We start from the raw sequence: 25,936 nt of genomic DNA, 5'->3' as shown, positions 1-25,936 counted from the left end.
TAATGACAAAATACGGAACAATTGTAGCGTTGAAGAATGGAAAAGCAACACTGCAAGTACCTAGAAGCACTGCTTGTGGAGATAAGTGTGGCAGTTGCAGCAGTCATTGCAATCAAGGAATGATTGAAATTGATGTAAGAAATGATCTACATGCCCATGTAGGTGATCGTGTGGAAGTGGAATCAACCACTCAATTGATTTTGGGAGCAGCTTTTCTGGTATATGTGGTTCCGCTTATAATGATGTTTTTAGGAATAATTCTTACAAATGTAGTTGCCAGTAGAATTGGAATTAGCCCAAATGAACTTGTGGCGGTGATAGTAGGTCTTTTCTTTCTAGCTCTTACCTTTGTAGGCATAAAAATTTGTGATCGTAAGAGAAATGAAGATAGGAAGCAGATTTTCACGATGACAAAAATAATGTAAGATTTAGAATGAACCATACAAAATACTAGAGAGACCGGAAGAAGCAGAATAATTTAACTGCAGCCGGCTCTCTTTTTTTCCAATAGTATGTGTCTGGTCATATTTGTGTCATATTATCACTTTATGATTATCATATTACAGAGTAGAGGAGCGGAATGATGACAGTAAAAGCAAAATTATATTTAGGGTATTTCAGCTTTGTAGTTATAATAGTTATTCTTGGTGTTTTTGGCTTAGTCAAGATGAATGAAATGAATCAGAATATGCAGACCATGTATGAGGTTGATGTTAAAGCAATCGATTATATAAAGTCAGCTCAATACAATTTTGCATTGGTTCAAAGAGCGGAGAAGAATATATTATTATCAAAAACAGAAGAAGAAAAGCAAGAACATTATATGCATTTTGAAAAACGATATAATGAAGATATTTACGGCAATCTAAGTACATTTGAGTCCATAAGCAATACGGATTTAAGTATGCTGATTCAAGAAATCAAAGATTTCCAAGAGCTGCAAGCTCAAGCCATTGAAGAAAGCATAACAGGTGATCAGAGTAAAGCGGTTGAACGATCATTAGGTATTATGGAACAAGCGGATTCAATTAATACGGAATTTGTAAATTTAGTGGATCAACAAATGGGTGAAGTTGAACATCACTATAACATCAGTCTTTCAGAATATGAAACGACGAAAAAAATGGTCTTTATTGCCGTCTTATTAAGTGTATTGCTGAGTGTCCTTATTGGTTATATGATATCAAGATATATTAACAGGCAGCTGAACAAGGCATTGAATTTTTCGAATAATTTAGCACAGGGGATATTCAATAATCCGGTTACAGGTGGTAAAGCAGATGAATTTGGACATCTCTTCAGCAGCTTGAATAAAACATTAACAACGCTAATAGATATGATATCAGGAACAAAAAATATCTCATCAGATTTAGACCAAGATAGCGAACAATTGAATGCTATTGTTATCGAAATGAAGGAAACTTTGAATAGTATTAATGAAGAAGTCAACGAACTTGTCAAACTAAATCAAGTGGTCGAGGATAAAGCGGAAAGCTCAAATGGTCGTATTGAAGTTATGTTGGAAGAAACGGCCTTGATTTCAGGAAATACAGAAGAAGCAAAAGCAACAGCAGATATTTTGAAGAATAAATCAGAAGATTTAGATACAAGTCTTGCCATTGTAAGTGACAAGAATCAATATGTCAGCCATTCAATAAATGATGTTGTTGTATCAGTAGATGCTTTGAAACATGTAGCGGACAGTATTGGAAACATAACAACCATGATTAGAGGCATATCGAAGCAAACATCTTTATTGGCTTTGAATGCTAATATTGAAGCTGCTAGAGCAGGTGAAAGCGGTCGAGGATTTGCAGTAGTTGCTAATGAAATCAAGGACCTTGCAGAAGAATCTTCTGGTGCTACGGATGAAATAGACACTATGGTACGGGAAGTGCAAACAAATATCGAAAAGGTTGTTAGCAGAATTCAAGAAACCAATTATGAGATCAATAGCTCTCATAGTCAATTTGCAGATATGATGAATATCAGCAAAGAGTTGGCTGGTGAGGTGGATAAGGTTGTTGGAAACATCCTATCAGTTAATGAACGAATTGAAGATTTTGTCAAATCCTCAAAGGAAATTGGCGTAAACTCAGAAGAAATTCTGAAGGCAGTTAAATCAAATCATCAGACGACAACAGAAATTCATATGGCCATAGAAAATCAGATGAATACCTTTGAGCATGTCGTTGATACATCAAACCAGCTCAAGAATAAATCGGTCATGCTGACGGAAAGTGTAGAGAAATTTGTTATAGAGTAAACCCAGTATATAGAAGAGCGCATAATTGATAAAAAATTACAGGAAAATCAGTATTGTAGCTTATTTGAATATTCTAATTATAGTTATACTTGAACTGCTTCATGGCAGGCTTATGGAGATTTCAGACTCATTACTGTTCTTCGTATTGATGGTATACGCTGTGTTGAATGGATGGTATGTCCAGAGAGTTTTATTAAAGCAAAAGCGGTATGAAGTTGATTTGGCAGCTGAAAGAAATTTTTCAAACAATATATTAGAGACAACAATGACCGGTATTGTTGTCATATCAGATGAAATAGAATCAATAGAATACATCAATGAAGCAGCCCGTTCTATTTTTGCTTTGGACAAGGATCAAAAGGTGATACTAAAGAAGGTTTTCGGAGAAAAATATGATAGTATAAAAAAATTGTTAAGCACTCAGAAAGAAGGAAAGATACAAAGGAAGTTAAGCCTTGAATTACAAGGAAAGGATTTTATCAAGCATCTAGATATTGAATGTGTTGATTTTAAACATTCAAATAGTGAAAGAAAATTCATGCTTAGTATCGAAGATGTAACAGAGTCCTATGAATTGAATGATCGGATTGAAAAACAATATCTTAATATGTTTAGAAGTTTTGTTAAGTTCATTGATGCCAAAGACACATACACTGGACTCCATTCTTCTAGTGTTACAGATTATGTGCAACGAATATTAGAGCAACTTGAAATAAGTGATGAAGAGAAACAAGATATTATAGTCGCAGCTAATCTGCATGATATAGGGAAAATTGGTGTACCAGAATATATTTTAAACAAGCAGGGAAAGTTGACCGACTAAGAATTCCTTTTAATGAAAGACCATTCGACCATTGGAGAATCTCTTCTCAATGAGATAGAAGGATATGAGCATATATCAAATTTTATCCGTCATCATCATGAAAAATATGATGGCACCGGTTATCCGGATGGCCTAAAAGGGGAAGAAATTCCGCTAGGAAGTCGGATTATTGCAGTTGCTGACGCTTTTGATGCGATAACAACGGATAGAGTGTATCAAAGGAAGCGAACCGTCGAGGAAGCCCTTTCTATAATGACCGCAGTAAGTGGTAAACAATTTGATCCTTTCTTGGTGAAGGTTTTTATTGAGTCAACGATTCAAGACAATGCATTAGAAGCAGGTTAAACAAATTTCTTTTAAGAAATCAGAAAAATAGATATTAAGTCAAAAGAGCAGATAATGATGAATTATCTGCTCTTTTGATTTGAAGATGGATGTGTTTTAATTTATAGTTCAGTGTGGAATGTTGGGGTCTGGTTAGGAAACAAATGCTGTTGATTAATAAAAGCAATTTATAAATCTTGTATATTATGCAAAATATTCTCGACAGCTGGATTGCTTAAACGATAAATGGAATATAATCCCTTCTTTTCAAACTTAACAAATTTTGCTTCAAGCAATGTTTGCAGATGTTGTGATGTGTTAGCAATAGTCATGCCTGATCTATTTGCTATTTTTTCAACTGGTTTAGGACCATCGCATATCAAATCAATAATCAGTAAACGTTTTGGACTGGACAGTGCCTTGCAAACTTTTGATAAATGATTATATTTATCCGGTTTCAATACTGTTGAAGTTGGTGTGTTTGAATCCATATGATGTTCCTCCTTATAACTTAAGAAAATGTTTTATTCTGATTCCATGAATCAGTAGACAATTTTATAATTTTTATTCAATATCTCAACTCTTTGATTTCACTATTAATTATCCTGGATAAATATGGCTCTTCGTGGATAACTGTGGGTGAGTTTCCCCGGTATAGCCAGTGTTTATGCCGATTGAGCTGATTTGGATTTTCTGTTAGATAGTGGTATTACTAAATCAGAGCAAACCAGGTAGACCATATCCAGCATATTCTGGATATTTCTGAAGCCGTATGCCTTGCGCACAATCAGCTTTATCTTGTTGTTGATCGCCTCAATTCTAGCATTACTCATTCCGAGGCGAATCGTATTAAGTATATGCTCCTTATGCCGCCGAATTTTCTTGTTCAGCTCAATGAATGCAGGTATACGACTGTGACTTGCCCACCAAAGCCATTTTTTTAGTTCCTTCTCTGCTTCGTCAATATTTTTGATTTTTAACAGCAACCGAAGTTTTTCTTTCATCAGATAAGCTCTGTAAAGTCGTGGATTAGTAGCTGCAATCATTTCAACCTTCAGTCTCTGATTCTCTGTGAGATTTTCAGGTGCTTTTCCCAGTGCGAAGGTGGAAGTTTTGATTTCTGTTGCTCTCGTTTTAGATTCAGTCACTTTAGCTGAAATTGGATCGTCCGATTTGGGGCGTCCCGGCTTTCTGGGATGTTCTTTAGAGATGTCTTGGGCTTCTGCATATGCATCTCGCCAAGCTTCACGTCTGACTTCATCAAGAGCTGACATGACCCATTCGACAACATGAAAAGGATCAACACACCGTTCGCATTCCGGAGTAAATTCGTTGACACATTCGGTAATCCATCTAGCTCCATCGCCTGTGACTACTTTGATTGAAGACAGCTGTTCAGGTGTCAGGCTGCGATAGAACTGTTCCAATATGGTTTTTCCATGACCCTTTGCAGCCCACACCACGGTGTTGGTATCGTGGTTGACGACAACGGTGATATATTTGTGTCCCTTTTTGTAGCTGGTCTCGTCGATGCCGATGTTTACCAGCCCGTTGAGCCTTCTGGAACGCTCCGGTTCGATGTCGTTTAGGGTTCTGGTGATGCATCTGCCGACGGTTGCCCAATCGATACGCATGTAGTGAGAAACAGTACTTCGTGGAAGATAGGTCGCAAGCCAAGCAACAGTGAGGTCAAAGTCTTTTGTGAACCTGCTTCCCGGGTATGCCCATGGAACATCAGCGGTAGCAATACCGTGTTCGGGGCATATGATACGGTGGGTAGGACATTCGATTTCAACAAGAATACCGCCCCAGTCCAGTCCACGCCAGATTTTGCCGATGGTAGTAGCTTGATCATAGCCAAGGCACTTTCTCCCACAAGTTGGACAAAAATTCTTCTTCCATTTTTTAGGGCGCGCTTTGATTCTGAGGTGTTTAACACCATCTGAGTCTGAATAAAAATCGTGATTTTCGATTACAACGTCATTGACATTTAATAAGTTTTTGCATAAAGTATTAGCTGAAGCCATCTGTGGGTATTCCTTCCTGTGTTTGTGTGAGAACTAATACAATAAAGGAACACAGATGGTTTTTCAATTGTTTTTTTGGGAGCTCTGCCCCAAACCCCGACCTCGGCGGCGCCAGGTCAGCAGGTGTAAACTGCTGACCCATATCAAGGTTCTTGGTGTAATGAGGCTGTCAAGGGTCACGATAAACGAGCTACGCTCGCCCTTGACTTCCGCTAAGTGGTCGGAAAGAATTTCTTATGAATTATGATAAAAGGTGGCAGGGCTTACCCACAATTATGCCCGAAGCCTCATAAATATGACACAATTATGATAAAGTACCTCTTTTTTCATGGTCATAATTCTGTCACAGTTGATTTGTAAAATTCATGTAAGTTATAAAAAATAAAAAGTGAGGTTAATGAATGAAGATATTATTTTCAGTGGGTCCTTTGAATATACATTTTTTTGGTCTTATGATTGCAATTGGTGTAATTGTTGCTATGACAATTATCATGTATGAAGCCAAACAGAAAGGTTTGGATCAGGATAAAGTCAGTAATATTGTTATCTGGGGAATTTTAGGTATTTTTGTCGGTGCGCGTATAGGTTACGTTCTGTTTTACGATCTGCCTTACTACCTCGAAAATCCAATAAGAATCCTTATGATTGCAAATGGAGGTCTCTCTGTTCATGGAGGGATTGTCGGGGGCCTGGTTACAATGGGGATCATTACGGCAAAAAGTAAACGCTATACTTTTAGAGAGTTAGCGGATTTGTTTGCACCACCAATCATTCTGGCACAAGCTATCAGCAGAGTTGGTTGTGACGTTTATGGGAAGGTAATGGAGACTAGTAGATTTTGGACGCTGGAAGTAGGGTCTAGAGGGGTACATCCGGTTCAAATGTATGAGTTCCTTTTGAATTATGCATTTTTTGCCCTTCTCTGGATACTTAGAAAAGACCGCCGTCTAAAAGGAAAGATTTTTGGAATATACCTGATGGGCTTTGCAGTTATAAGAAGTACTGTGGAATTGTTTAGAAATAATCCGGAAGTGTTTGCAGGAATTAGTGTTTCTCATCTGCTCAGCCTGTTTATATTTATTGTGGGCTTAATTTATCTTATTACAGCCAAGAATGACAAAGCAATGGTTGATATAAAGCAAGATGATATGGAAAGAGGTAACCATGACTATACTTTCAAGTCAATTGTCGGAACGCTCATTGCAGTTTTAGCTCTTATGGGCGCATCTGTTGTTGTTTTCTATTATGTACAATTGAATTTCTGATATAAAACAAGGAGAAAGCATGAATAAAAAAGAAGAAAATGATGTTTATCAAATCATAGAAGTTAATACGATGAATGGAAGTGAAGAAATAAATGATGAATCGGCACCACACAATCTTGGAGGCCATATGAAATGGATGATAGCATTGCATGTGTTACCTATTCTTATATTGGTTATTTTAAATTATTTACAAATTGAAGTCGGTAGAATCGGTCAATTTCTGATTTTTATGATTATGATACTCTCTCATATACCAATGATGTTTAATCATAAAAAACAATAAATTTTGATTAAAGGAGAACTTGAAACAATGATAAATATAAACAAGAACAGGCCTAAGAATTTTAGACATTTTAATCCGTTTCTTGCAGGAGTGTTGGGAATTGTAGGTATGCTCCTATTTTAAGTGACTGTCCTTAGCTTTTTTGAATCATTAAAATATGCTTATTCCCAAATACTTGATCTGTGGTATTATATGGTGCCCTTGATTCTTGGTTTTGGAATACAGGTTGGATTGCATCAGTATATAAAGAACTTTACACAAGGTATGGAAAAAATGGTTAGAGGCAAAACGGTGGCAAGTGGCGCTGCATCAGCAGGGACTATGGTGATGTGTTGTGTTCATCATCTGGCAGAGATCTTACCGTTAGTTGGTCTGACAGCATTTACCGGTTATCTGATTCAATATCAGAGGCAATTCCTTTTAATCAGTTTGGCAGTGAATATATTTTTTCTATTCAGGATTCTAGCAGTTATTACCAAACATAGATTATATAAGGACGGCAGTTTTTTTAGTCAGATGAAGCATTGGTCATTTGGGAGAATTTATTCTGTTTTATGGTTAGTGGTTATTGCATTTACCATGATTCAGATTATGCCAGGTATATTGGCGAATAACACTGAAGACTCAACTGAAATACAAGAAGTCTCGGAAGAAAATGTGGATGTCGAGGGACCGGCAGTGGTCACAGATGAAAATGAAAAAATATCAGGAAATACGACCCAAGAGAGCTCAGAGCAGACTGAACACGATATTGAGATTACTTCGGATAGAAAAGTTGGCTTTGAGCAGGATGGTGTCACTTATGATATCACATTCCTCCCGGAAATAAGCACAGAAAACGAATGGATATTCCAGGTTGCTCTTAATACACATTATGTGGACTTGGATCAATTGAATCTTGCGGAGTATCTTACTTTTGCCGGTGCAATTACTTTGAAAGGGGAGGCTGATGGTATTACGGTGAAAAGGGAAGGTTCTGGTCATCATGTATCCGATTACATATATGTGCCGAAAGAGATAACAGGCGTAAAGACTATAGATGTGTCAACCAAAGAAATAGAGATGATTTTCAGACTTAATGAAATTAGTAATAGCCTGACTTGGCAACTAGAGTAGGTAAATGATATGGGTATTACAAAAGTGGATAAAGTTATTATTGCGGTTTTATTAGCTGTGTCAATCGGTGTATTTATTCTAGCTAATATTATTAATGGCGGGAACCGTGTTGCTTCAATTCTGATATTGAGAATAGATGGGGAAGAGACCAGATATGAACTGAATGATGTTGACAGCACAATAGATTTTGAATTTAGAAACGAGAAAGGGCGTCTTATTATAGATAATGGCAGAGTGAGTATGGAAAAAATGTCATTAGAGATTTGCCCAAGACAGATTTGTTCAAAAATCGGCTGGATTGAAAAAGCAGGAGAATCTATTATCTGTTTGCCGAATAGGGTATCAGTTATTCTAGATGGTGATAGTGAAGAAAGAGAAATCGACGCTTTAAGCTCTTGATGTGCCCGTAGTAGTGGCACGATAAAGCAGCAATGCGATCACATATATAATAATAGATATGATTTCAAGATAAAAGAGCAGATAATTATACCATAAACTAGAAAATAAAGTGTAATAGTCATAATTGCGTCATATTGGTATTAGATAATAGGTATATACAAAGGATATAGATATTGATCATAAGGAGGTCAAAGTTATGATGATTATATGGTTCGTAGTAATTGGTGTATTGATTTATTATCTTTTTTTTAGTAAGGATAATGGAAAAGTAAACTTTCCAGGAAGCAAATCACCAGAGGAACAACTTAAGGAACGATTTGTAAAGGGTGAAATAGATGAGAAAACATATCTTCAAATGAAAGAAACAATCAAATAAAATGATGAATGAAAGTAAGGTGAAAGCATATGATGCGAGGTTATAATTGGTTTAATGATGGTTTTTGTTCTTTTGGTTTTGGAAGTAATTTTAGTGTTTGGTATTATTTGATTTTGATTGGATTGGTTATCGCCGTTATTGGAATTATATCAATGAGAAGAAGAAAACACGAATCGGATGGTTCACTGGATGCATTAAAACGGATGTTTGTGAATGGTGACTTGTCAGAAGAAGAATATCTGAAGAGAAAAAGTGTTATAGAAAGGAAGTAGTAGAATATGAAGAATAAAAGTGTATGGATATTGGTATTAGGTATAATATTTATCACCGCAGGTGTTGGTGGTTATGTATTTGCGCAGGATGATACAAACAGTACGGTTAATAATCGAATCAATGGATACAATGAAAACACAGACTTTATTAATAACGGATATTTTGAAATGGGATCTATGATGTCGGGCTATTATCGCAATACTGGGACATCAACAAATGAAGATGTTTATCCGGTTGATGAGTTGACGGACGCAGTTGAGCAATATATATCTGGTTATGATACAGAACTTGTTGTCAGTGACATCTTCGTTTTTGCAGATAGTGAATACTATTATTCAATTATTGAAAAAGACACCGGAAAAGGTGCGATGGAACTACTCGTTAATCCTTATACAAAAGCAATCTTTCCTGAATACGGTCCGAATATGATGTGGAATCTGAAATACGGAATGCACCAATCGGGTTATATGGGCCGTGGTATGATGGGATATTATTATGATGAAGATGATGAATATTATAGTAATGATTTCTCAGATCAAAATGATTTAACATATGAAGAAGCGTATAATAATGCTGTGGAGTATTTAGCAGACAATGGCTCTGAATTATCAGTTGGAGATGAATATCATGACTTTTATGGATATTATACTTTTCATGTAAACAAGAGTGGTGAAACGGTTGGTATGCTAAGTGTTAATGGATTTACCGGAACTGTATGGTATCATGATTGGCATGGTGAATTAGTAGACATCATTGAAGGACATGAATAAGAAAATTTATAAATTATGAAAAGAAGGTGGAACGAATGTATAAAATTTTAGTTGTAGAAGACGAATCAGAAATCAGCTCAATCGTTATAAAATATCTTCAAAAAAACGACTTTGAATGTTTTCTGGCAGAAAATGGATTGGAAGCACTTGAAACGTTTTCGAAACATTCGTTCCATCTTGTTATTTTAGATATTATGATGCCAGGAATTGATGGATTTGAAGTTTTACAGAGAATACGTGAAATATCAGAAGTACCTGTTATTATGCTGACGGCGAAGCAAGAAGAAGCGGATAGGTTAAAAGGTTTCAAAGAGGGTGCTGATGATTATGTAGTTAAGCCATTTAGCCCAAGAGAATTAGTGGAACGAGTAAAAGTCTTTATGAAAAGAATATACAATATCGGAGATGAAATCATCCTTACTTGTGGTGATTTTAGATTGTACACATCATCCATGAAATTGACTAAGCAGAAAGAGACCATAGATTTAACTTCCACTGAATTTAAGTTACTGTATGCTTTGATTAGAAATATTAATCAGATTTTATCTAGAGAACAGTTGATTGAGTTAGCTTTTGGTGTTGGTTATGATGGTTTTGATCGAAATATTGACAGTTATATCAAACGCATTCGGCAAAAGATTGAAACTGATCCGAAAAACCCTCAATATTTGAAAACAAAGTATGGGCAGGGCTATGTGTTTGATGGAGGTGATCGTTAATGTCTCTGAGAAAAATATGGCTTTTGATTCTTATTGTTGTTTCTGTAACTGCTATTTCCGCAAATACAATTATATTAACTTTCCTAACAGACCGCTATTTTTCAGATTATCTTAACGAAAGTTATGAACTTCACGTCGGTCAGCTTACTGACTACACAACTAAGGCATTATCATCAGAAGAAATTTCATACAGTCAGATGGCGATAGAATTGGAATCTCATATCAATGACCCCATTATCGAAATAAAACTATATGATCCATCCGGTCAATTGATTATTGATGTTGGTGGTGAAAATTATATGACTTCATCGATGATGAATAATATGATGGGAGGATGGATGATGGACCAAGTCATGGATCTTTCATCTCAGGAAACACGGCAAATTGAAATATCATCGGATAATCAAACATTAGGAATTATAAACATAACGATTCATAGCCTGGCAGAAAATTCGTTTATAGCAAGACGTTTCAAGTCTGCTTTATTAATTAATAGTATGTTTGCCATTGGTATAGCTATCATAGCAGCGGTAATAATTGGTATGATAATTAGCAGGAAAATGAGCAAATCACTAAAAGAAACAGAAAAATTGGCTAGTGATATTCAGCTGGGGAAAGAGGTTAAACTTTTTCCTAGTGGTATAAAAGAAGTTAATGGTATCAGGGAAAGTCTCATGGAATTACATGCACGTTTAAGGATGAAACAAACCACTAGAAAATCATTAATTGATCAACTGGTGCATCAAACGAGGACGCCGTTGACAATTCTCCAAACACATTTGGAAGCAATAGAAGACGGTATAATTGAGGCTAATACCAATGAATTGAATGTTTGTCAGAATCAGATCAAGGATATAAAATCCATTATTTCCAATATGAGTTCGATGATAGACGCCGGTTCTGATATAGATGAACTTAAGATTGAGCGTTTTGAACTATATCCCTTATTGAGGCAGATTCAACAGGGACTGATGGCTCAGTTTAAAAAGAAACAAATACAATTAGAATTATTATCTGATGAAAAGATATGGATGAAAACAGATAAATATAAGCTAAGTCAATCCATTTATAATATAGTAACCAATGCTTATAAGTACACAGGTGAAGGAGGGATTGTTCGGATTAGTTATATATTATCAAACGGAATGCTGATTATAAAAATTCAAGACACGGGAATCGGTATAGCACATCATGAAGCTGATAAAGTGTTTGATGCGTATTATAGAAGTAGTATTACTTCAAATATTCAGGGAAATGGACTGGGACTTTATATAGTAAAAGAGAATATTGAAAGCATTAAAGGTAAAGTAATGCTTCAATCGCAACTCGATGTGGGAACGACATTTTCTATTGAATTACCTCAAGAAATCCTCAAGAAATAAGATATGAAAATTAAAACATTCTAAAAATAATGTGTATTAAAATAAATTAATCGAATTTTGAAGGAGAAAACATGAAAGCAGCCTCAAAAAATACTAAAATGAACAAGAAAACTATATTCATTATATCAGGAAGTATTCTGGCAGTGCTAGTACTTGCAATTTTAACGTTTACCACAGGTGGAACAAATACACCTGAAGCTGTTGAAGTGTCATCCGGTGGTGAACTCATCATCAACAAAGAAGATATCACAAAAACAGCTTCATTTTACCCTTATGAATCAAACGGAACTTATATGGAGATTATTGCAGTTAGGGCTAATGACGATACAGTTAGGACGGCACTGAATACCTGCCAGGTATGTTATTCATCCGGCAGAGGCTATTATGAGCAACTAGGTGATGTCCTTATATGCAATAATTGTGGTAATCAATTTACAATTGATCAGATCGAAAAAATCAAAGGTGGATGTAATCCAGTTCCGATTCTAGATGATATGAAGACTGAAAATGATGATCAAATTGCAATTAACGCAGAATCACTTGCTGCATTTGAGCCTCTTTTTGCAAATTGGAAAAGATAATGATGGAAACAAAGATCTTTGTTCAGGGGATGACCTGTGGTCACTGTGAAAAAAAGATAAAAATGGAACTTGAAAAACTGGATTCGATACAATCGGTGCAAGCAAATGCGTCAAAGAATCATGTAATTATAGTGCATGAACGAACTTTAGACGATTCTTTAATTGACGCTAGATTGAAAGCTATCGGATATTCGGTGGTTGAAAAAGATTCGTTTCGTAAACTCAAGTTAGCCATTACGCTTTTATCTATGGTGATCTTGACTTATATGATACTAAGATATGGTAATAGTCTGAAATTCGATTTTTTACCAAATATCCGACAAAACATGGATTATGGTGCACTATTTATTGTTGGTCTTCTAACATCTGTACACTGTATTGCAATGTGTGGCGGTATTAATATCACTCAATGTAATAGATATAAGCATCTGAAACCATCATATCCAAGTTTACTTTACAATTTGGGCAGAGTGACCTCTTATACAATCCTGGGTGGCATTGTTGGAGGGCTAGGATCAGTATTAAGCTTTTCCGGTCAGATACGAGGCTATGTCACCATTGCTGTAAGTGTTGCTATGATCCTAATGGCTGTTAAAATGCTCAAGATTTTTCAGCTTAACTTACCGACTTTTAGGTTATCTGATTTCATAAAGAAACCACTACTGAAACTCTCATCAAAAGGGCCTTATTTCGTTGGAGTGGCTAATGGGTTTATGCCATGTGGACCGTTGCAATCCATGCAACTCTATGCACTGGGTACAGGAAGTGTTATTAGCGGAGCATTATCAATGTTCTATTTTAGCATCGGTACGTTTCCATTAATGTTTGCCCTGGGGTTTATCAGCTCATTGTTGGAACATCGCTTCTCGAAGCATATCATGAAGTTTAGCGGTCTACTTATTTTTATATTAGGACTTGCGATGTTTTCGAGAGGTGCAGCTCTTGCAGGTGTGATTATACCATTCCAATCAGACGGGTCAGTGACAATAGCAACACTGGTTACAAATGATCTTCAAGAGGTGAGTTTTGATTTACAGGCAAATGAATATGAGCCAATACAAGTTCAAGTTGGTATTCCGGTAAAACTGATTATCAACGCTGATGTAGAGAATATGAATGGTTGTAATAATCCACTAGCAATACCCTCTTTGGGGATAGAGCAGACCCTATATCCCGGTGAAAATGTTATAAACTTTACCCCTACTGAGAAAGGTAAGATTGCATATACTTGTTGGATGGGTATGATAACCAGTTATATTGAAGTTGTTGAGTAACTCTCAAAATTATTGAGTGGACCAGTGAAGAAAGGTGGAATGACGATGTTGAATAAAATAAAACGCAAATGGAAAAAATTTCTTGAAACATTAGCTGATCAAAATAAGAGTACTTATGGAGAAGGCGGATTAAATTGCTGTGAGCTTAAATCGGTGACAGAAAATACTACAAAACGCGAAAATAAAAGTTAATAATAAACAAAATGACAGCAGCAAATCATTAGCTTTAATGATTTGCTGCTGTTTATTTTAAAAAATCGCTTTTTAAATCTTGAGGTAGAATATACTTGAAGTTATTTGAATTAGTCATAGTCATAAGTTTAATTGCTAATAAATTCGGATCAGTTGCCAGAAACTTTGCGGTTTCATAGAAGTTGTAATCTTGCCTAAATAGAGAAAGTATATCTTCGTCAGACAGCAATAATGATGAGGCGAACACATTTGCCTCATATTCCGGTTTACATGTCATATCATAAATGGCAAACTCTTGAAGCGCATAATTTTTTGAAAGATGCCTGTGAAGCTGATCATGTCCTAATTCGTGGGCACATACTATTTTCTGTAATGGTTCAGAAATGCCTTCATTGATGACAATAAACCGGTTATGCCCATCTCTCTTATAAAAGCCTTTCAGGTTGCCAAGGTCCATAAACAGAATATTGATATTCATATTACCGGCGATTTCAAAAGGGTCTCTAGTCGCATATTTTTTAACAAGTCTTGTTGAGCGTTCTATAATGTAATTGTTCAAATAATTCCCCCTTGCAGAGTTTCAAAGAAATTACTTTTCTTAGTCTCGATATTTTTTCGGAGTATATTTTTTGTTTTTTTCCTTCGACAACCAATATATTTCGGTGATTGCTTTGAAGACCTTATCTTGGTCATCTTCACTCAATTCTCCACCGGCAAAGAGTAGAGCTGTATCGTTAATAAACGATTCAGCTTTTTTTTTACCTCGATATCCATACTTTTCTTTTGCTTCTATTAAGAACGCATCGTTATCGGATAATAGATAATCAGTAGAAACACCAAATAATTCGCAGAGTTTCATAATTATATCCTTCTTGGGCTGCCTTTCATCATTTTCATAATAAGCAACAGTACGAACGGTAACACCTAATTCAGTAGCAAGATCAGGTTGGGTCATGTTACGTTCGCTACGTAGAAGCTTAACTTTACTTCCTAATGTCATAGTCATAGTACACACCTCTTCTAAAAACATGAGTTATAAATTTTGTAAAATATCATAAATATTGACATGAACAAATGGTTCATGTATAATGAACAAACAGAACGTGTGTTCGCATAAAATAATAGCATAAAATATTGCAGTAAGTCAACAAAAACAGCAGAGAAATCAGTAAAAGAGGTGAGGTTTAAATGGGAAAGACAACGAACGGACTTGAGAGATTAATGAACTCTTTCAAGGTTTATGATGAGTTTGATGAAAAGGTATATCATGATGCTCATTTGCTTCTTGATATATACTCAGACGTCTTATGGGGCATGAACAATAGCTATACGAATATTGTTCGTGAGTGTAAAGAAATATATGGCAATTCTTCAATTATGGTATTGGATGTCATTACAGAGTTTGGTTCGGATTTGAAAGCGAAGCTGCTGCATGAACAGCTTGACCATTACAAACCAATACAAAGAAGCGTGATGAGTTCAACCGCATGATTGAGGACAGCATGAAAGGTAAAATCGACATGATTATTACCAAATCCATCAGCCGTTTTGCTCGAAACACCCTGGATTGTTTGAAATTCATTAGACAGCTCAAAGACAAGAATATTCCTGTTTTTTTCGAGAAAGAGAATATCAATACTATGGACTCCAAGGGAGAGGTTATGCTAACGATTATGGCATCCCTGGCCCAACAGGAAAGCCAATCGCTCAGCCAGAACGTAAAGCTTGGCATTCAGTATCGCTATCAGCAAGGAGAGGTTCAAATCAATCATAATCGGTTCTTAGGCTATACCAAAGAGAATAAGCGGCTGGTTATTGTCCAGGAAGAAGCTGAAGTGGTGAAACGCATCTACCGCGAATATATTGAGGGTGCAAGTCTTCTGCAAATAGCACGAGGTTTGGAAGCTGACGGAATTCTAACGGCGGCAAATAAAGCGAAGTGGAGACCGGAGACACTCAAGAAAATTTTGCAAAATGAGAAGTATATCGGGGACGCCCTGCTGCAGAAGACCTATACCGTCGACTTTCTATCAAAGAAGCGTGTGGTCAACAATGGCATTGTTCCGCAATATTATGTCGAGAACAGCCACGAGCCTATAATCCCGCGTGAAATTTTCATGCAGGTGCAGGAAGAGCTAGTACGACGCGCAAATCTCTATACTGGGAAGAATGGCAAGAAAAGAGTCTATAGCAGCAGATATGCGTTATCAAGCATTGTTTATTGCGGTGAATGTGGAGAGATCTACAGGAGGGTGCATTGGAACAATCGAGGATGCAGGTCCATAGTCTGGCGATGTGTTAGCCGCCTTGAGGAGAAAGGCTCGGATTGCTGTTCACCAACGGTAAATGAAGAAACTCTCCAAAATGCAGTTATCAAAGCAATTAACGAGGCGCTTGGTAGTAAGAATACCTTCCTTGAAACTTTGCAAGTGAACATTTCTACTGTGCTCAATGAAGAAGACGACAAAGCCACCGATGATTTTGATGAGAAGCTGGAAGAGTTACAAAAAGAACTTTTAAATCTAGCAAATTCCAAGGCTGACTATAACAACGTAGCTGATGAGATTTACCGATTGCGGGATTTAAAGCAAAATACCCAAGTGCAAAATGCTGAGCGCCAAGGCAAGAGACAGCGTATTGAAGAAATGGCCGAGTTCCTTAAAGAGCAGACTGGTGAGCTGATTGAATACGATGAGCAGCTGGTCAGAAGGCTTATAAAGAAGATAACGATCTTCGATAACAAGGTTACAGTAGAGTTCAAGTCCAGCGTTGAAATAGATATTGAACAATAAAATATATGGTGACCGCCAGCCGAGGAAAGGTATTCTTCAGCTGGCGGTGTTTTAATCGTTAAAAACCTCAACAAGTATAGAATGACAATAAATTGCTTGTTCACTTGAATGATTATTCAAGTATCTATTGACATCTTATTACCTCGGCGTTAAAATATAAATATACATATGAAAGGCTGTTCAAGTGTTCAGTTGAATAATATCGGAGGAGATAATATGGCAATAAAAATACAACCAGCTGAAAGATGCGACTGTGATGTTATACATGAGGATACTGTTAATCAAGTTCGAGAAAAAATGCTTCAAGAAGTAACTCTATATGATCTTGCTGACTTATTTAAGGTCCTAGGTGATTCAACAAGGATTAAGATTCTTTCGGCTTTAGGTGAAGCTGAGATGTGCGTTTGCGATATTTCATTCTTATTAAATATGACCCAATCAGCAATTTCACATCAACTAAGAGTCTTAAAACAGGCTGAATTGGTAAAAAGCAGAAGAGAGGGAAAGATTGTATTCTACTCACTTGAAGATGAACACGTAAAGCAAATATTTGATCAGGGATTAATTCATATTTCAGAAGGAAGAAAGTAAAGGAGGAGTAAGGAATGTTAAAGAAGGAAGTAATTTTAGAAGGCTTAGATTGCGCGAATTGTGCAGCTAAAATTGAAGATGAGGTTAATAAAATAAATGGAGTCAAAGCTTACATGAATTTCATGAACAAGACATTGACTTTAGAAACTGAATCAGAGAAAGAGTATAAGAATACATTACAGAAAGTTGAAACCATAGTGCACAAGCACGAACCTGATGTTGTAGTGATAGAAAAAACTGTTAACAAGAGCAATAAAAAAGTATTAATACTTGAAGGGCTTGGATGTGCGAATTGTGCTGCAAAGATAGAAGCTCAAACGCAAAGCCTTGAGGGGGTAAATAGTGCGACTGTTGATTTTGTATCTAAGAAGCTGACAATTGAAGCAGTCAATAAAAAGGAATTTGGTAAAATTCTTGGAGAAGTAACAGCCATCATAAATAAACTTGAACCGGATGTTAAAATAATTGATACCGATAAAAATAAGGGTAACAATACAACAATAATGCTTGAAGGACTTGGATGCGCAAATTGCGCAGCAAAAATCGAGACAGAAGTGAGTAAGTTAGAAGACGTAAAATTTGCATCAGTTGATTTTGTATCAAAGAAACTTACGTTGGAAACTAATACAGGCATCAATATTTCTTCACTAAATGAAACAATAGAAGGTATAGTAAAGAAAATAGAGCCAGATGTTAAAGTTGTTTTTGAGGGGAATACATCCAAGGCTAATACAAAAGAAAATGATGATGACGATGAAGATAACAATAAAAAAGAAATAGCAAGGCTGATAATCGGCGGAGCAATATTTGCAGTAGGCATGATATTTAATTTCCAGAATTGGCTGGAACTAACCTTGTTTTTAATCAGTTACATTATAGTAGGTGGACCCGTTGTATTAAAAGCAATCAAGGGAATTGCAAGAGGTCAGGTATTCAGTGAACATTTTCTTATGAGCGTAGCGACCATTGGCGCATTCTTCATTGGCGAATATCCAGAAGGTGTTGCAGTTATGATGTTCTATCTAGTTGGTGAATTGTTCCAAGATCTGGCCGTGGGTAATTCCAGAAAATCGATCAGTGCATTGATGGATATACGACCTGACTATGCAAATCTTAAAATTGGTGATGAAATTAAAAAAGTGTCACCGGAAGAAGTTAACATCGGAGATATCATCGTTGTAAAACCAGGAGAAAAAGTTCCACTCGACGGAAAAGTCCTAGATGGAACATCAATGGTAGATACAGCAGCATTAACCGGTGAATCTATTCCCCGCGAACTGGTACCTGGCAGCGATGCTTTAAGTGGATTCATTAACAAGAATGGTGTATTAACGGTTGAAGTTACAAAGGATTTTGGTGAATCTACAGTATCAAAAATTTTGGATTTGGTACAAAACGCAAGTAGTAGAAAAGCTCCTACAGAACAATTTATAACAAAATTTGCCCGTTACTATACTCCGGTTGTTGTATTTGGAGCGTTGGCATTGGCGATTATACCACCATTAGTAGTGCCAGGAGCCACATTTTCAGAATGGATTTATAGAGCTCTGGTGTTTCTGGTTGTATCCTGCCCTTGTGCTTTAGTAATTTCAATACCGTTAGGATTCTTCGGTGGTATTGGCGGAGCTTCGAAGAGGGGTATTCTTGTAAAAGGCAGTAATTATCTAGAGGCTTTGAACAATGTAGAAATGGTTGTATTTGATAAGACGGGTACATTAACCAAAGGGGTTTTTGAGGTTGTAGAAGTCAATGCTCAAATTGATTATACAGACGATGAATTGATTGAATATGCAGCATATGCTGAAAGTCATTCAAGCCATCCGATTGCGTTATCCATCTTGAAGGTTTATAAGAAAGAGATTGATTTCAGTAAAATAGATGATTATAAAGAAATCGCAGGTCATGGTTTAAGTGTTAAGCTTGCCGATAAAGAGGTTCTTGCCGGTAACGCCAAATTAATGGTTAGTGAAAATATTAAATATCAAGAAATAGAAACAATTGGCACCGTGGTACACATTGCAATAAATAAAAAATATGCGGGTAATATCGTAATCTCAGATGAGGTCAAGGAAGACTCGGCAGAGGCAATTAAAGGATTAAAAGCACTTGGTATTGGGAAGATCGTTATGCTAACCGGTGATATGAAAGCCGTTGGAGAAAAGATTGGAAAACAGTTAGGGCTGGATGAGGTTTATTCGGAATTGCTGCCAGCAGACAAGGTAGAAAAGATAGAATTCTTAGATGCTAACAAATCAAAAAGGGGTAAGGTTGTATTTGTTGGCGACGGAATAAACGATGCACCTGTGCTTGCAAGGGCAGATATTGGTATGGCTATGGGAGGATTAGGCTCGGACGCGGCCATTGAAGCCGCTGATATTGTTATTATGACAGATGAACCATCCAAGATTGTTACAGCAATTAAAGTTGCTAAAAGAACAAGGAACATTGTCATGCAGAATATTATCCTTGCGTTAGGCGTTAAGGCAATATTCCTTGTACTTGGCGCGTCAGGCGAGGCAACAATGTGGGAAGCAGTGTTTGCAGACATGGGAGTTGCGATCATTGCAATTTTAAATGCTATGAGAGTTATGAACACTAAAAGTATCTAAAAAGCATTTAAGAGAGCTCGAAAGTCAAGGGATGCAGGTTATATTATTCTGCATTCCTTGTGCTGTAATATTTTTTATTATTTATGGTTTATTGAAAGGCTAAGAGCAACATTTACTCTGTAGTAATTGTTTATTTATATGTATAAGTTGTAGGCGAACAAATATTAAAGAAGAAGTTCAGTCTTTTGAGTAAAATCTTTCATTTAAATTGAACAAATTTTCGTGGTGATAGGAAGGATATTTATGAACGTATATGATAAATACAAATTATCTTTAATAAATACAATGATTCATATTCATCAGATGAAAAAATCCGAAGCCATGAATCTGGAACAGCTAAAATCTTTACAGCGCAAGCGATTTATAAAATTACTAAAACATGTTGTTAGATATTCTGAATTTTATAAAAATTACTATCAAGAATATGGCATTAACATCGAAAGGATAGATCAGCTAGCTATAGAGGATTTACCTATAATAGATAAAAAAATTATGATGGAGAATTTCAACCAGTTAGTTTGTGACAAAAATATAAAAAAGGATGAAATAGAAAAGTTTATCAATGACCCTGACATGATGGGCAGAAAATACAAAGGCATATGTGAGGTGATTCATACTTCTGGTTCTTCAGGGAGAATAGGCTTTTTTGTCTATGGCCCCAACGATTGGTCCATACTGAAGGCTTTAGTGTTTACCAGAGTATCTAAAAACAAACTCCATATTTTTAGAAAGACAAAACATGCGTTTATTGGTGCGATAGATGGACATTTTGCAGGCATAAGCCTTGCAAAGGATGCACCGAGGCTATTATTTGATTTTCTTCCGGTAGACATAAACAGGCCAATTCAGGAATCAATTACTGATCTGAATCTATTCATGCCGGATAGCCTTAGCGGATATTCTTCTGGAGTGTATCTTTTCGCGCTTGAACAGTTAAAAGGCAACTTAAAAATCAGACCAGAAAGAATTTTATGTTCTGCAGATCATCTTACAGACAGCATGGTTGAGGTTATATATAAGGCATTCGGTGTTAGGCCGATAAATTTCTATGCAGCCACGGAATCTATCGGGATGGCTGCACAGTGCGATTTAAATGAAGGATTCCATATGTTTAATGATTGGCACATTTTTGAAGTCGTAAAGCAAAATGGGGAGCCGACAGAACACGGAGAATTGGGAAATCTAATCGTCACAAACCTTTATAACTATACGCAGCCGCTAATTCGCTACAGGATGGACGATGAAATAATGATTGAGGAAAAGCAATGTCCCTGCGGATGGGCATTCCCTCTTTTTAGTAAAATAGCAGGACGTGAAGAAGAGTTTCTCATTTTTAAGGACCCAGAAGGAAATATTGAGTTTATCCATCCAGTAGTTTTTGTAGAGTTTATCGTAGGTGGTCTGGAAAAGTTTCAAGTTGTTCAAGTTGACAAGAATAATTTGAGGTTAAATGTAGTAATTCGTGGAGACAAGGATTCCATAACATCAAGAATCAGAATCAGGATGGATGAAATATTGAAAAAGAAGAAATTGATAGACTTTGTAGGATATGAAATAAATGTTGTAGATGATATACCGAACGACCCTAAAACGGGGAAATATAGGCTGATAATACCTTTTAAGGAAAAATGATAGACAACGGTATTAGAAAAGGATAAAAGCTCATCTATACAAAAAACTTTAGTGTGATTAGGTCAGAGCTTAAATCAAAAAATTACTTTCAGGAGGGAAAAATGTTTTATATACTTTCAATCGTTCTTATACTAATAATTGATCAGTTTAGTAAATATTTAACTGTTTTATACATAAAACCAATTAATTCGTATCCTCTTATTAATCAAGTTTTTCATTTGACCTATGCAGAAAATAGGGGAGCTGCATTTAGTATCTTTAGTGGAAAGCAGATGCTGCTTATTATAGTAACCGCATTGATTATTACCTTACTTGGATGCTATTTTGTAAAAGTAAGGAAATCAGGCCAAACTTTATTAAAAGTATCACTTTCCTTGATAATAGGTGGGGCTATGGGTAATTTAGTAGACAGGTTAAGACTTAACTATGTGGTAGATATGTTGGATTTTACTCTTATAAATTATCCGATTTTTAATATGGCTGATGTATTTGTTGTTACTGGTGCTATTTTACTTTCATACTATATGCTGAAAGACACTAAGGTTTCATTAATTAAGGGGTAGATAGATTAATATTGGCGATATTGGCTGTTGATATGTTCCCACCTACCCTTAGTTCAAAAAATGCCATGGATATGTCTCCGAGATTGGAGATATTACATCGTTGTACAAATCTAGATCTATTACTAGGAGTAATAGATAAATATATAAGTTATTTCGAGATTGATTACATTAAGATTGATTTGATACCCTTCGGTCAGCAAAATGGATTAACCGCCCGTGAAATTGCAAATTAACTGGGAATGAATGGGGTACGCTATGGCTATTTCTATCAAGGCCTTGGTTATGCACAAGGCTATTATAAAACAATACATAGGGGGATTAAATATGTCTGATTATGTTTTAACTTGTTGTTCTACAGCAGATATGCCATATGATTATTTTGAAAAAAGGAATATACCATTTGTTTGTTTTCATTACAATATTGATGGAATAGAATATCCTGATGATTTAGGAAGAACAATGTCATTTGAAGAATTTTATGCTAGAATTTCGGAAGGATCAATGCCTATTACTTCACAGGTAAACGTTGGGCAGTTTATAGATTTTTTTGAATCATATTTAAAAGAGGGTAAAGATATTTTACATGTTTCATTTTCTACGGGTTTGTCAGGTACTTATAATTCGGCTTGCATTGCAAAGGATGAACTTTTATTAAAATATCCGAATAGAAAAATTTTATTAGTAGATTCGTTAGGTGCATCATCAGGTTATGGATTACTTATAGACATGGCGGCAGATATGCGAGACATTGGTACAACAGTTGAAGATGTATATGCGTGTTTAGAAGAAAACAAGCATAATGTACACCATTGGTTTTTTTCAACTGATCTAACACATTATAAACGTGGAGGACGTATATCACCAACAGTTGCAACTGTTGGAAATTTGCTTAACATATGCCCATTAATGAATATGAGTCATGATGGGAAACTCGTTCCTCGCATGAAAGTCCGCGGGAAAAAACATGTGATAAAAGAAATGGTTCATCAAATGGAAACGCATGCAAAGAATGGTGTAGACTATTCTGGCAAGTGTTTTATATCCAATTCAGCATGTTATGACGATGCACGCAAGGTTGCTGATTTAATAGAGGGGAAATTTACGAATCTCAATGGTCGCGTTTTGATTAATAGTGTTGGCACTGTAATAGGTGCACATACTGGCCCTGGTACTGTAGCACTTTTCTTTTTTGGAGATAAGCGAGTAGATTGATTTCATTATAGGTGAGGAGGTGAATCAAATGAGCCATAGGCGGATGAAGGTATTATCTTGGCATCGTGTTATGGTGATTTTATTGATTGCGCTTCAGATAAGTATTTTGGTTTTTGTGATTTCTGGTTACAGCAAAAAAATAGATCTGATTAACTTAATTTTAATAATAACGAGCTATTGTGTTGTTTTATATATTATCAGCAAAGATGATAAATCTTCTTATAAATTAACTTGGACAATTCTAATACTTTTATTTCCAGTGTTTGGCGGCTTACTCTATCTTTTGTTCAATTTGCAGTTCCCTACTGCAAAAGTGAGTAGAGTAATAGCTAAAATAAAGTTTGAAAGTCAGTCTTTGTTTGCCCCTAAGGAAAATATCTTGCCTATAATCGCCGAGGAAAATGCGGAAATTCTTCCACTGGTAAAATACTTACAAGGATATGCCGGCTTCCCTGTTTATCAAAATACACAAACTGAATACTTAACACCTGGAGAACTCATGTTTAAAAGATTAATCGAAGAGTTGAAAAAAGCAGAACATTACATTTTTCTCGAATATTTTATTATTCAAGAAGGTTTAATGTGGAATTCGATTCTTGAAATTCTACAAAAAAAGGCAAAACAAGGCATTGATATTCGTGTAATATATGATGATATTGGGTGCTTTCTTTTATTGCCAAAAAATTATCAAAAAACTTTGGAGAGTATGGGAATTCACTGTGTAGTTTTTAATGCGGTTCACCCAATAATTGCCACCATTCAGAATTACCGTGATCACCGCAAAATAGCAGTTATTGATGGGAAAACGGCATTTACAGGAGGCATCAATTTGGCAGATGAATATATAAATGCAGTTGATAAGCATGGACATTGGAAGGATGCTTCCATCATGATCCGTGGTGATGCAGCTTGGAGTTTTACATTGATGTTTTTACAGATGTGGAGTCTATGCAAAAATACAATCGAAAACTACAATAAATACCGTCCGCAGCAAACCCAAATTTTGTCTGATGGATATGTACAACCATATGCGGACAACCCTATTGATAGCGAAAACGTGGGTGAAAATATTTATTTAAATATTATAAATAATTCAAAAAAGTATGTGTATATAAATACTCCTTATCTTATTCTTGATGATACAGTGGTATCCGCATTAAAGCTGGCAGCAAAAAGCGGTGTAGATGTCAGAATTGTTACACCACATCATTGGGATAAATGGTTTGTGCATATGGTAACACGCTCATATTACAGAGAGCTTATTCTTGTTGGAGTTAAGATTTATGAATATTCAAAAGGGTTTGTACATTCTAAAACTTTTGTTTCCGATGACAAGGTGGCAACGGTCGGGACTACGAATTTAGATTTTAGAAGTCTCTACCTCCATTTTGAATGTGGTGTATTGCTTTATGACAATCATTCTGTTATTGAAATCAAAAAAGATTATCTTGATACTCTGGAAGTTTGTCAGGAAATCACAATGATAGACTGTGAGTACAATTTATTCACAGAGCTTATTCAGAAAATACTACGAATTTTTGCACCACTAATGTAATGATTTCATTAAGTATGAAAGCAGGAATTTGGGATTTTATTTTTGTACTATTGTCTTCAGACATGTAAGGCGATAATGACTATTGGCAGAAGTATTAAATGGTTTACCAAGTTTAATAAAGACACTATAATGTAGAGTGGATGTTAATAATATGAACACTATTAATGAATGTTGCTGTGAATGCAATACACAAAAGTTAAATCAAAATAAGGACAATTGCCCTGTCTGCAATAATGAAGGGATTTCTGTAAGTAAAGTAACAGTTGAACACTTAGTGTCAGACGATTACCTCAATGTTGTCGCAGGCGATCGATATAAGATCTGCATGAATGAAAGTTGTAATGTTGTCTATTATAATGTTGATAATGGAATAAAATTCTTGAAAGACCAGGTTATAGTTCCTATATGGTTTAAGAAGGATGCAAATCCAAAGTATGCATGCTATTGCAGCAAAGTTACAGAAGGACAGGTAATCGAAGCTGTAGTTAAGCATGGTGCGAAAACAGTACAAGAAGTGAATGCTATAACTGGTGCTATGGAAAATTCCAACTGCAAAGAGAATAACCCGCTTGGTGTTTGTTGCCATAAGATTATTCAGGAAGCTATAAATAAAGGCTTAAAAATGAAATGATTCAAGTCGATATGTTCCCTTGAACGTCGATTTTCAGAAAAACAGCAAAAAAGCCATTGATAAGTTCCCGCGAACGTAAGGGGCTAATGACATCAATGCTGTCCACTCGAGCTGTAATGGTCAAGCTTTTTTGTAACACTAAGTACGGTTTTTTAAGCCAAATTTCGCGCCTCGAAAGGTGTTAATCCACCATTATATGAATGAGGTCTAATGTGGTTGTACCAAACATGTACATATCTATTTACAGCTTCATCTAATTGATCTTCAGTATTAAATTTATT

At 35.9% G+C, this 25,936-nt stretch carries 29 protein-coding genes and 1 pseudogene; 25 read left to right on the top strand and 5 right to left on the bottom strand.

The window, feature by feature from the left end:
* The first annotated feature begins 2 nt into the window (after positions 1–2).
* From B5X47_RS12780 to B5X47_RS14055, 3 genes and pseudogenes are all read left to right on the top strand, one after another.
* Positions 3–425: a SoxR reducing system RseC family protein gene (locus tag B5X47_RS12780; RefSeq protein ID WP_079590610.1), complete on the top strand. Its 423-nt coding sequence runs from the start codon at positions 3–5 to the stop codon at positions 423–425.
* A gap of 158 nt (positions 426–583) precedes the next feature.
* Entirely contained in the window at positions 584–2,266 is a 1,683-nt protein-coding gene (locus B5X47_RS12775) for a methyl-accepting chemotaxis protein (protein ID WP_159446484.1), read from the top strand.
* Between the two features lie 112 nt (positions 2,267–2,378).
* A pseudogene (locus B5X47_RS14055) lies at positions 2,379–3,434 on the top strand (HD domain-containing phosphohydrolase).
* 167 nt (positions 3,435–3,601) lie between these two features.
* Here the strand turns inward: B5X47_RS14055 and B5X47_RS12760 are convergent.
* Entirely contained in the window at positions 3,602–3,904 is a 303-nt protein-coding gene (locus B5X47_RS12760) for an ArsR/SmtB family transcription factor (RefSeq protein ID WP_079590602.1), read from the bottom strand.
* Between the two features lie 174 nt (positions 3,905–4,078).
* Positions 4,079–5,440, bottom strand: coding sequence for an ISL3 family transposase (locus B5X47_RS12755; protein ID WP_079590600.1), 1,362 nt, complete (start codon positions 5,438–5,440; stop codon positions 4,079–4,081).
* A gap of 401 nt (positions 5,441–5,841) precedes the next feature.
* Between B5X47_RS12755 and lgt the strand changes: the two genes are divergently transcribed.
* The 12 genes from lgt to B5X47_RS13830 all read left to right on the top strand — a co-directional run bounded on the left by lgt (position 5,842) and on the right by B5X47_RS13830 (position 14,070).
* Complete coding sequence (lgt, locus tag B5X47_RS12750) at positions 5,842–6,705, top strand: prolipoprotein diacylglyceryl transferase (RefSeq protein ID WP_079590598.1); 864 nt, start codon at positions 5,842–5,844, stop codon at positions 6,703–6,705.
* Positions 6,706–6,724: 19 nt separating this feature from the next.
* Positions 6,725–6,988, top strand: a complete 264-nt coding sequence (locus tag B5X47_RS12745; protein WP_079590596.1) for a hypothetical protein — start codon at positions 6,725–6,727, stop codon at positions 6,986–6,988.
* Between the two features lie 123 nt (positions 6,989–7,111).
* Entirely contained in the window at positions 7,112–8,104 is a 993-nt protein-coding gene (locus tag B5X47_RS12740; protein WP_079590594.1) for a hypothetical protein, read from the top strand.
* Between the two features lie 9 nt (positions 8,105–8,113).
* Entirely contained in the window at positions 8,114–8,503 is a 390-nt protein-coding gene (locus B5X47_RS12735) for a NusG domain II-containing protein (protein WP_079590592.1), read from the top strand.
* Between the two features lie 196 nt (positions 8,504–8,699).
* Positions 8,700–8,879, top strand: a complete 180-nt coding sequence (locus tag B5X47_RS12730; protein ID WP_079590590.1) for an SHOCT domain-containing protein — start codon at positions 8,700–8,702, stop codon at positions 8,877–8,879.
* A gap of 29 nt (positions 8,880–8,908) precedes the next feature.
* Positions 8,909–9,151 carry an SHOCT domain-containing protein gene (locus B5X47_RS12725; RefSeq protein WP_079590588.1) on the top strand — a complete coding sequence of 81 codons (243 nt, stop codon included), beginning with the start codon at positions 8,909–8,911 and terminating at the stop codon, positions 9,149–9,151.
* 6 nt (positions 9,152–9,157) lie between these two features.
* A complete protein-coding gene (locus B5X47_RS12720) occupies positions 9,158–9,922 on the top strand; it encodes a hypothetical protein (RefSeq protein WP_079590587.1) in 765 nt (254 codons plus the stop codon).
* A gap of 35 nt (positions 9,923–9,957) precedes the next feature.
* The gene (locus B5X47_RS12715; protein ID WP_079590586.1) at positions 9,958–10,641 is read left to right on the top strand and encodes a response regulator transcription factor; all 684 of its coding nucleotides are present in this window, start codon (positions 9,958–9,960) and stop codon (positions 10,639–10,641) included.
* Positions 10,641–12,023 (top strand): sensor histidine kinase, encoded by a 1,383-nt coding sequence (locus B5X47_RS12710; RefSeq protein WP_079590585.1) that lies wholly within the window; start codon positions 10,641–10,643, stop codon positions 12,021–12,023. Before B5X47_RS12715 ends, B5X47_RS12710 begins: the two co-directional genes overlap by 1 nt.
* A 71-nt stretch (positions 12,024–12,094) precedes the next feature.
* Positions 12,095–12,604, top strand: coding sequence for a DUF2318 domain-containing protein (locus tag B5X47_RS12705; protein ID WP_079590584.1), 510 nt, complete (start codon positions 12,095–12,097; stop codon positions 12,602–12,604).
* Complete coding sequence (locus tag B5X47_RS12700) at positions 12,604–13,878, top strand: urease accessory protein UreH domain-containing protein (protein WP_079590583.1); 1,275 nt, start codon at positions 12,604–12,606, stop codon at positions 13,876–13,878. The genes B5X47_RS12705 and B5X47_RS12700 overlap by 1 nt, the downstream gene beginning before the upstream one ends.
* Positions 13,879–13,923: 45 nt before the next feature.
* Complete coding sequence (locus tag B5X47_RS13830) at positions 13,924–14,070, top strand: LDCC motif putative metal-binding protein (protein WP_159446481.1); 147 nt, start codon at positions 13,924–13,926, stop codon at positions 14,068–14,070.
* Between the two features lie 52 nt (positions 14,071–14,122).
* On the opposite strand, the gene B5X47_RS12695 is transcribed toward B5X47_RS13830, so the two are convergent.
* Both B5X47_RS12695 and B5X47_RS12690 read right to left on the bottom strand, forming a co-directional pair.
* Positions 14,123–14,629, bottom strand: a complete 507-nt coding sequence (locus B5X47_RS12695) for an ImmA/IrrE family metallo-endopeptidase (protein WP_079590581.1) — start codon at positions 14,627–14,629, stop codon at positions 14,123–14,125.
* Between the two features lie 39 nt (positions 14,630–14,668).
* Positions 14,669–15,076: a helix-turn-helix transcriptional regulator gene (locus B5X47_RS12690; protein WP_242951059.1), complete on the bottom strand. Its 408-nt coding sequence runs from the start codon at positions 15,074–15,076 to the stop codon at positions 14,669–14,671.
* A 182-nt stretch (positions 15,077–15,258) separates the two neighbouring features.
* On the opposite strand from B5X47_RS12690, the gene B5X47_RS12685 reads away from it, so the two are divergent.
* The 10 genes from B5X47_RS12685 to B5X47_RS12640 all read left to right on the top strand — a co-directional run bounded on the left by B5X47_RS12685 (position 15,259) and on the right by B5X47_RS12640 (position 25,655).
* Entirely contained in the window at positions 15,259–15,561 is a 303-nt protein-coding gene (locus B5X47_RS12685; RefSeq protein WP_079590579.1) for a hypothetical protein, read from the top strand.
* Positions 15,558–16,862 (top strand): recombinase family protein, encoded by a 1,305-nt coding sequence (locus tag B5X47_RS12680; protein ID WP_456297813.1) that lies wholly within the window; start codon positions 15,558–15,560, stop codon positions 16,860–16,862. The genes B5X47_RS12685 and B5X47_RS12680 overlap by 4 nt, the downstream gene beginning before the upstream one ends.
* Positions 16,863–17,078: 216 nt before the next feature.
* Positions 17,079–17,453: an ArsR/SmtB family transcription factor gene (locus B5X47_RS12675; RefSeq protein ID WP_079590577.1), complete on the top strand. Its 375-nt coding sequence runs from the start codon at positions 17,079–17,081 to the stop codon at positions 17,451–17,453.
* A gap of 14 nt (positions 17,454–17,467) precedes the next feature.
* On the top strand, positions 17,468–20,062 hold the full coding sequence (locus B5X47_RS12670) for a heavy metal translocating P-type ATPase (RefSeq protein ID WP_079590575.1): 2,595 nt from the start codon (positions 17,468–17,470) through the stop codon (positions 20,060–20,062).
* 243 nt (positions 20,063–20,305) lie between these two features.
* Complete coding sequence (locus tag B5X47_RS12665) at positions 20,306–21,694, top strand: phenylacetate--CoA ligase family protein (protein WP_079590573.1); 1,389 nt, start codon at positions 20,306–20,308, stop codon at positions 21,692–21,694.
* A 53-nt stretch (positions 21,695–21,747) separates the two neighbouring features.
* Positions 21,748–22,257 (top strand): signal peptidase II, encoded by a 510-nt coding sequence (gene lspA, locus B5X47_RS12660; RefSeq protein ID WP_278278450.1) that lies wholly within the window; start codon positions 21,748–21,750, stop codon positions 22,255–22,257.
* A 32-nt stretch (positions 22,258–22,289) separates the two neighbouring features.
* A complete protein-coding gene (locus tag B5X47_RS12655; protein WP_143215827.1) occupies positions 22,290–22,490 on the top strand; it encodes a hypothetical protein in 201 nt (66 codons plus the stop codon).
* A gap of 91 nt (positions 22,491–22,581) precedes the next feature.
* Positions 22,582–23,469 (top strand): DegV family protein, encoded by an 888-nt coding sequence (locus tag B5X47_RS12650; protein WP_079590638.1) that lies wholly within the window; start codon positions 22,582–22,584, stop codon positions 23,467–23,469.
* A 28-nt stretch (positions 23,470–23,497) separates the two neighbouring features.
* Positions 23,498–25,024: a cardiolipin synthase gene (gene cls / locus B5X47_RS12645; RefSeq protein ID WP_079590569.1), complete on the top strand. Its 1,527-nt coding sequence runs from the start codon at positions 23,498–23,500 to the stop codon at positions 25,022–25,024.
* Between the two features lie 151 nt (positions 25,025–25,175).
* Positions 25,176–25,655, top strand: coding sequence for a Csac_0668 family 2Fe-2S cluster-binding (seleno)protein (locus B5X47_RS12640; protein ID WP_079590567.1), 480 nt, complete (start codon positions 25,176–25,178; stop codon positions 25,653–25,655).
* 152 nt (positions 25,656–25,807) lie between these two features.
* Here the strand turns inward: B5X47_RS12640 and B5X47_RS14115 are convergent.
* Positions 25,808–25,936, bottom strand: a 129-nt coding sequence (locus B5X47_RS14115) for an IS3 family transposase (RefSeq protein WP_143215826.1), incomplete at its 5' end; no start/stop codon positions are given.

It is taken from the genome of Acetoanaerobium noterae (genome assembly GCF_900168025.1).
Classification (GTDB): Bacteria; Bacillota; Clostridia; order Peptostreptococcales; family Filifactoraceae; genus Acetoanaerobium; species Acetoanaerobium noterae.
The sequence above is the reverse complement of the archived record's forward strand: the minus strand, read 5'-3'. Positions and strand labels throughout refer to the sequence as shown.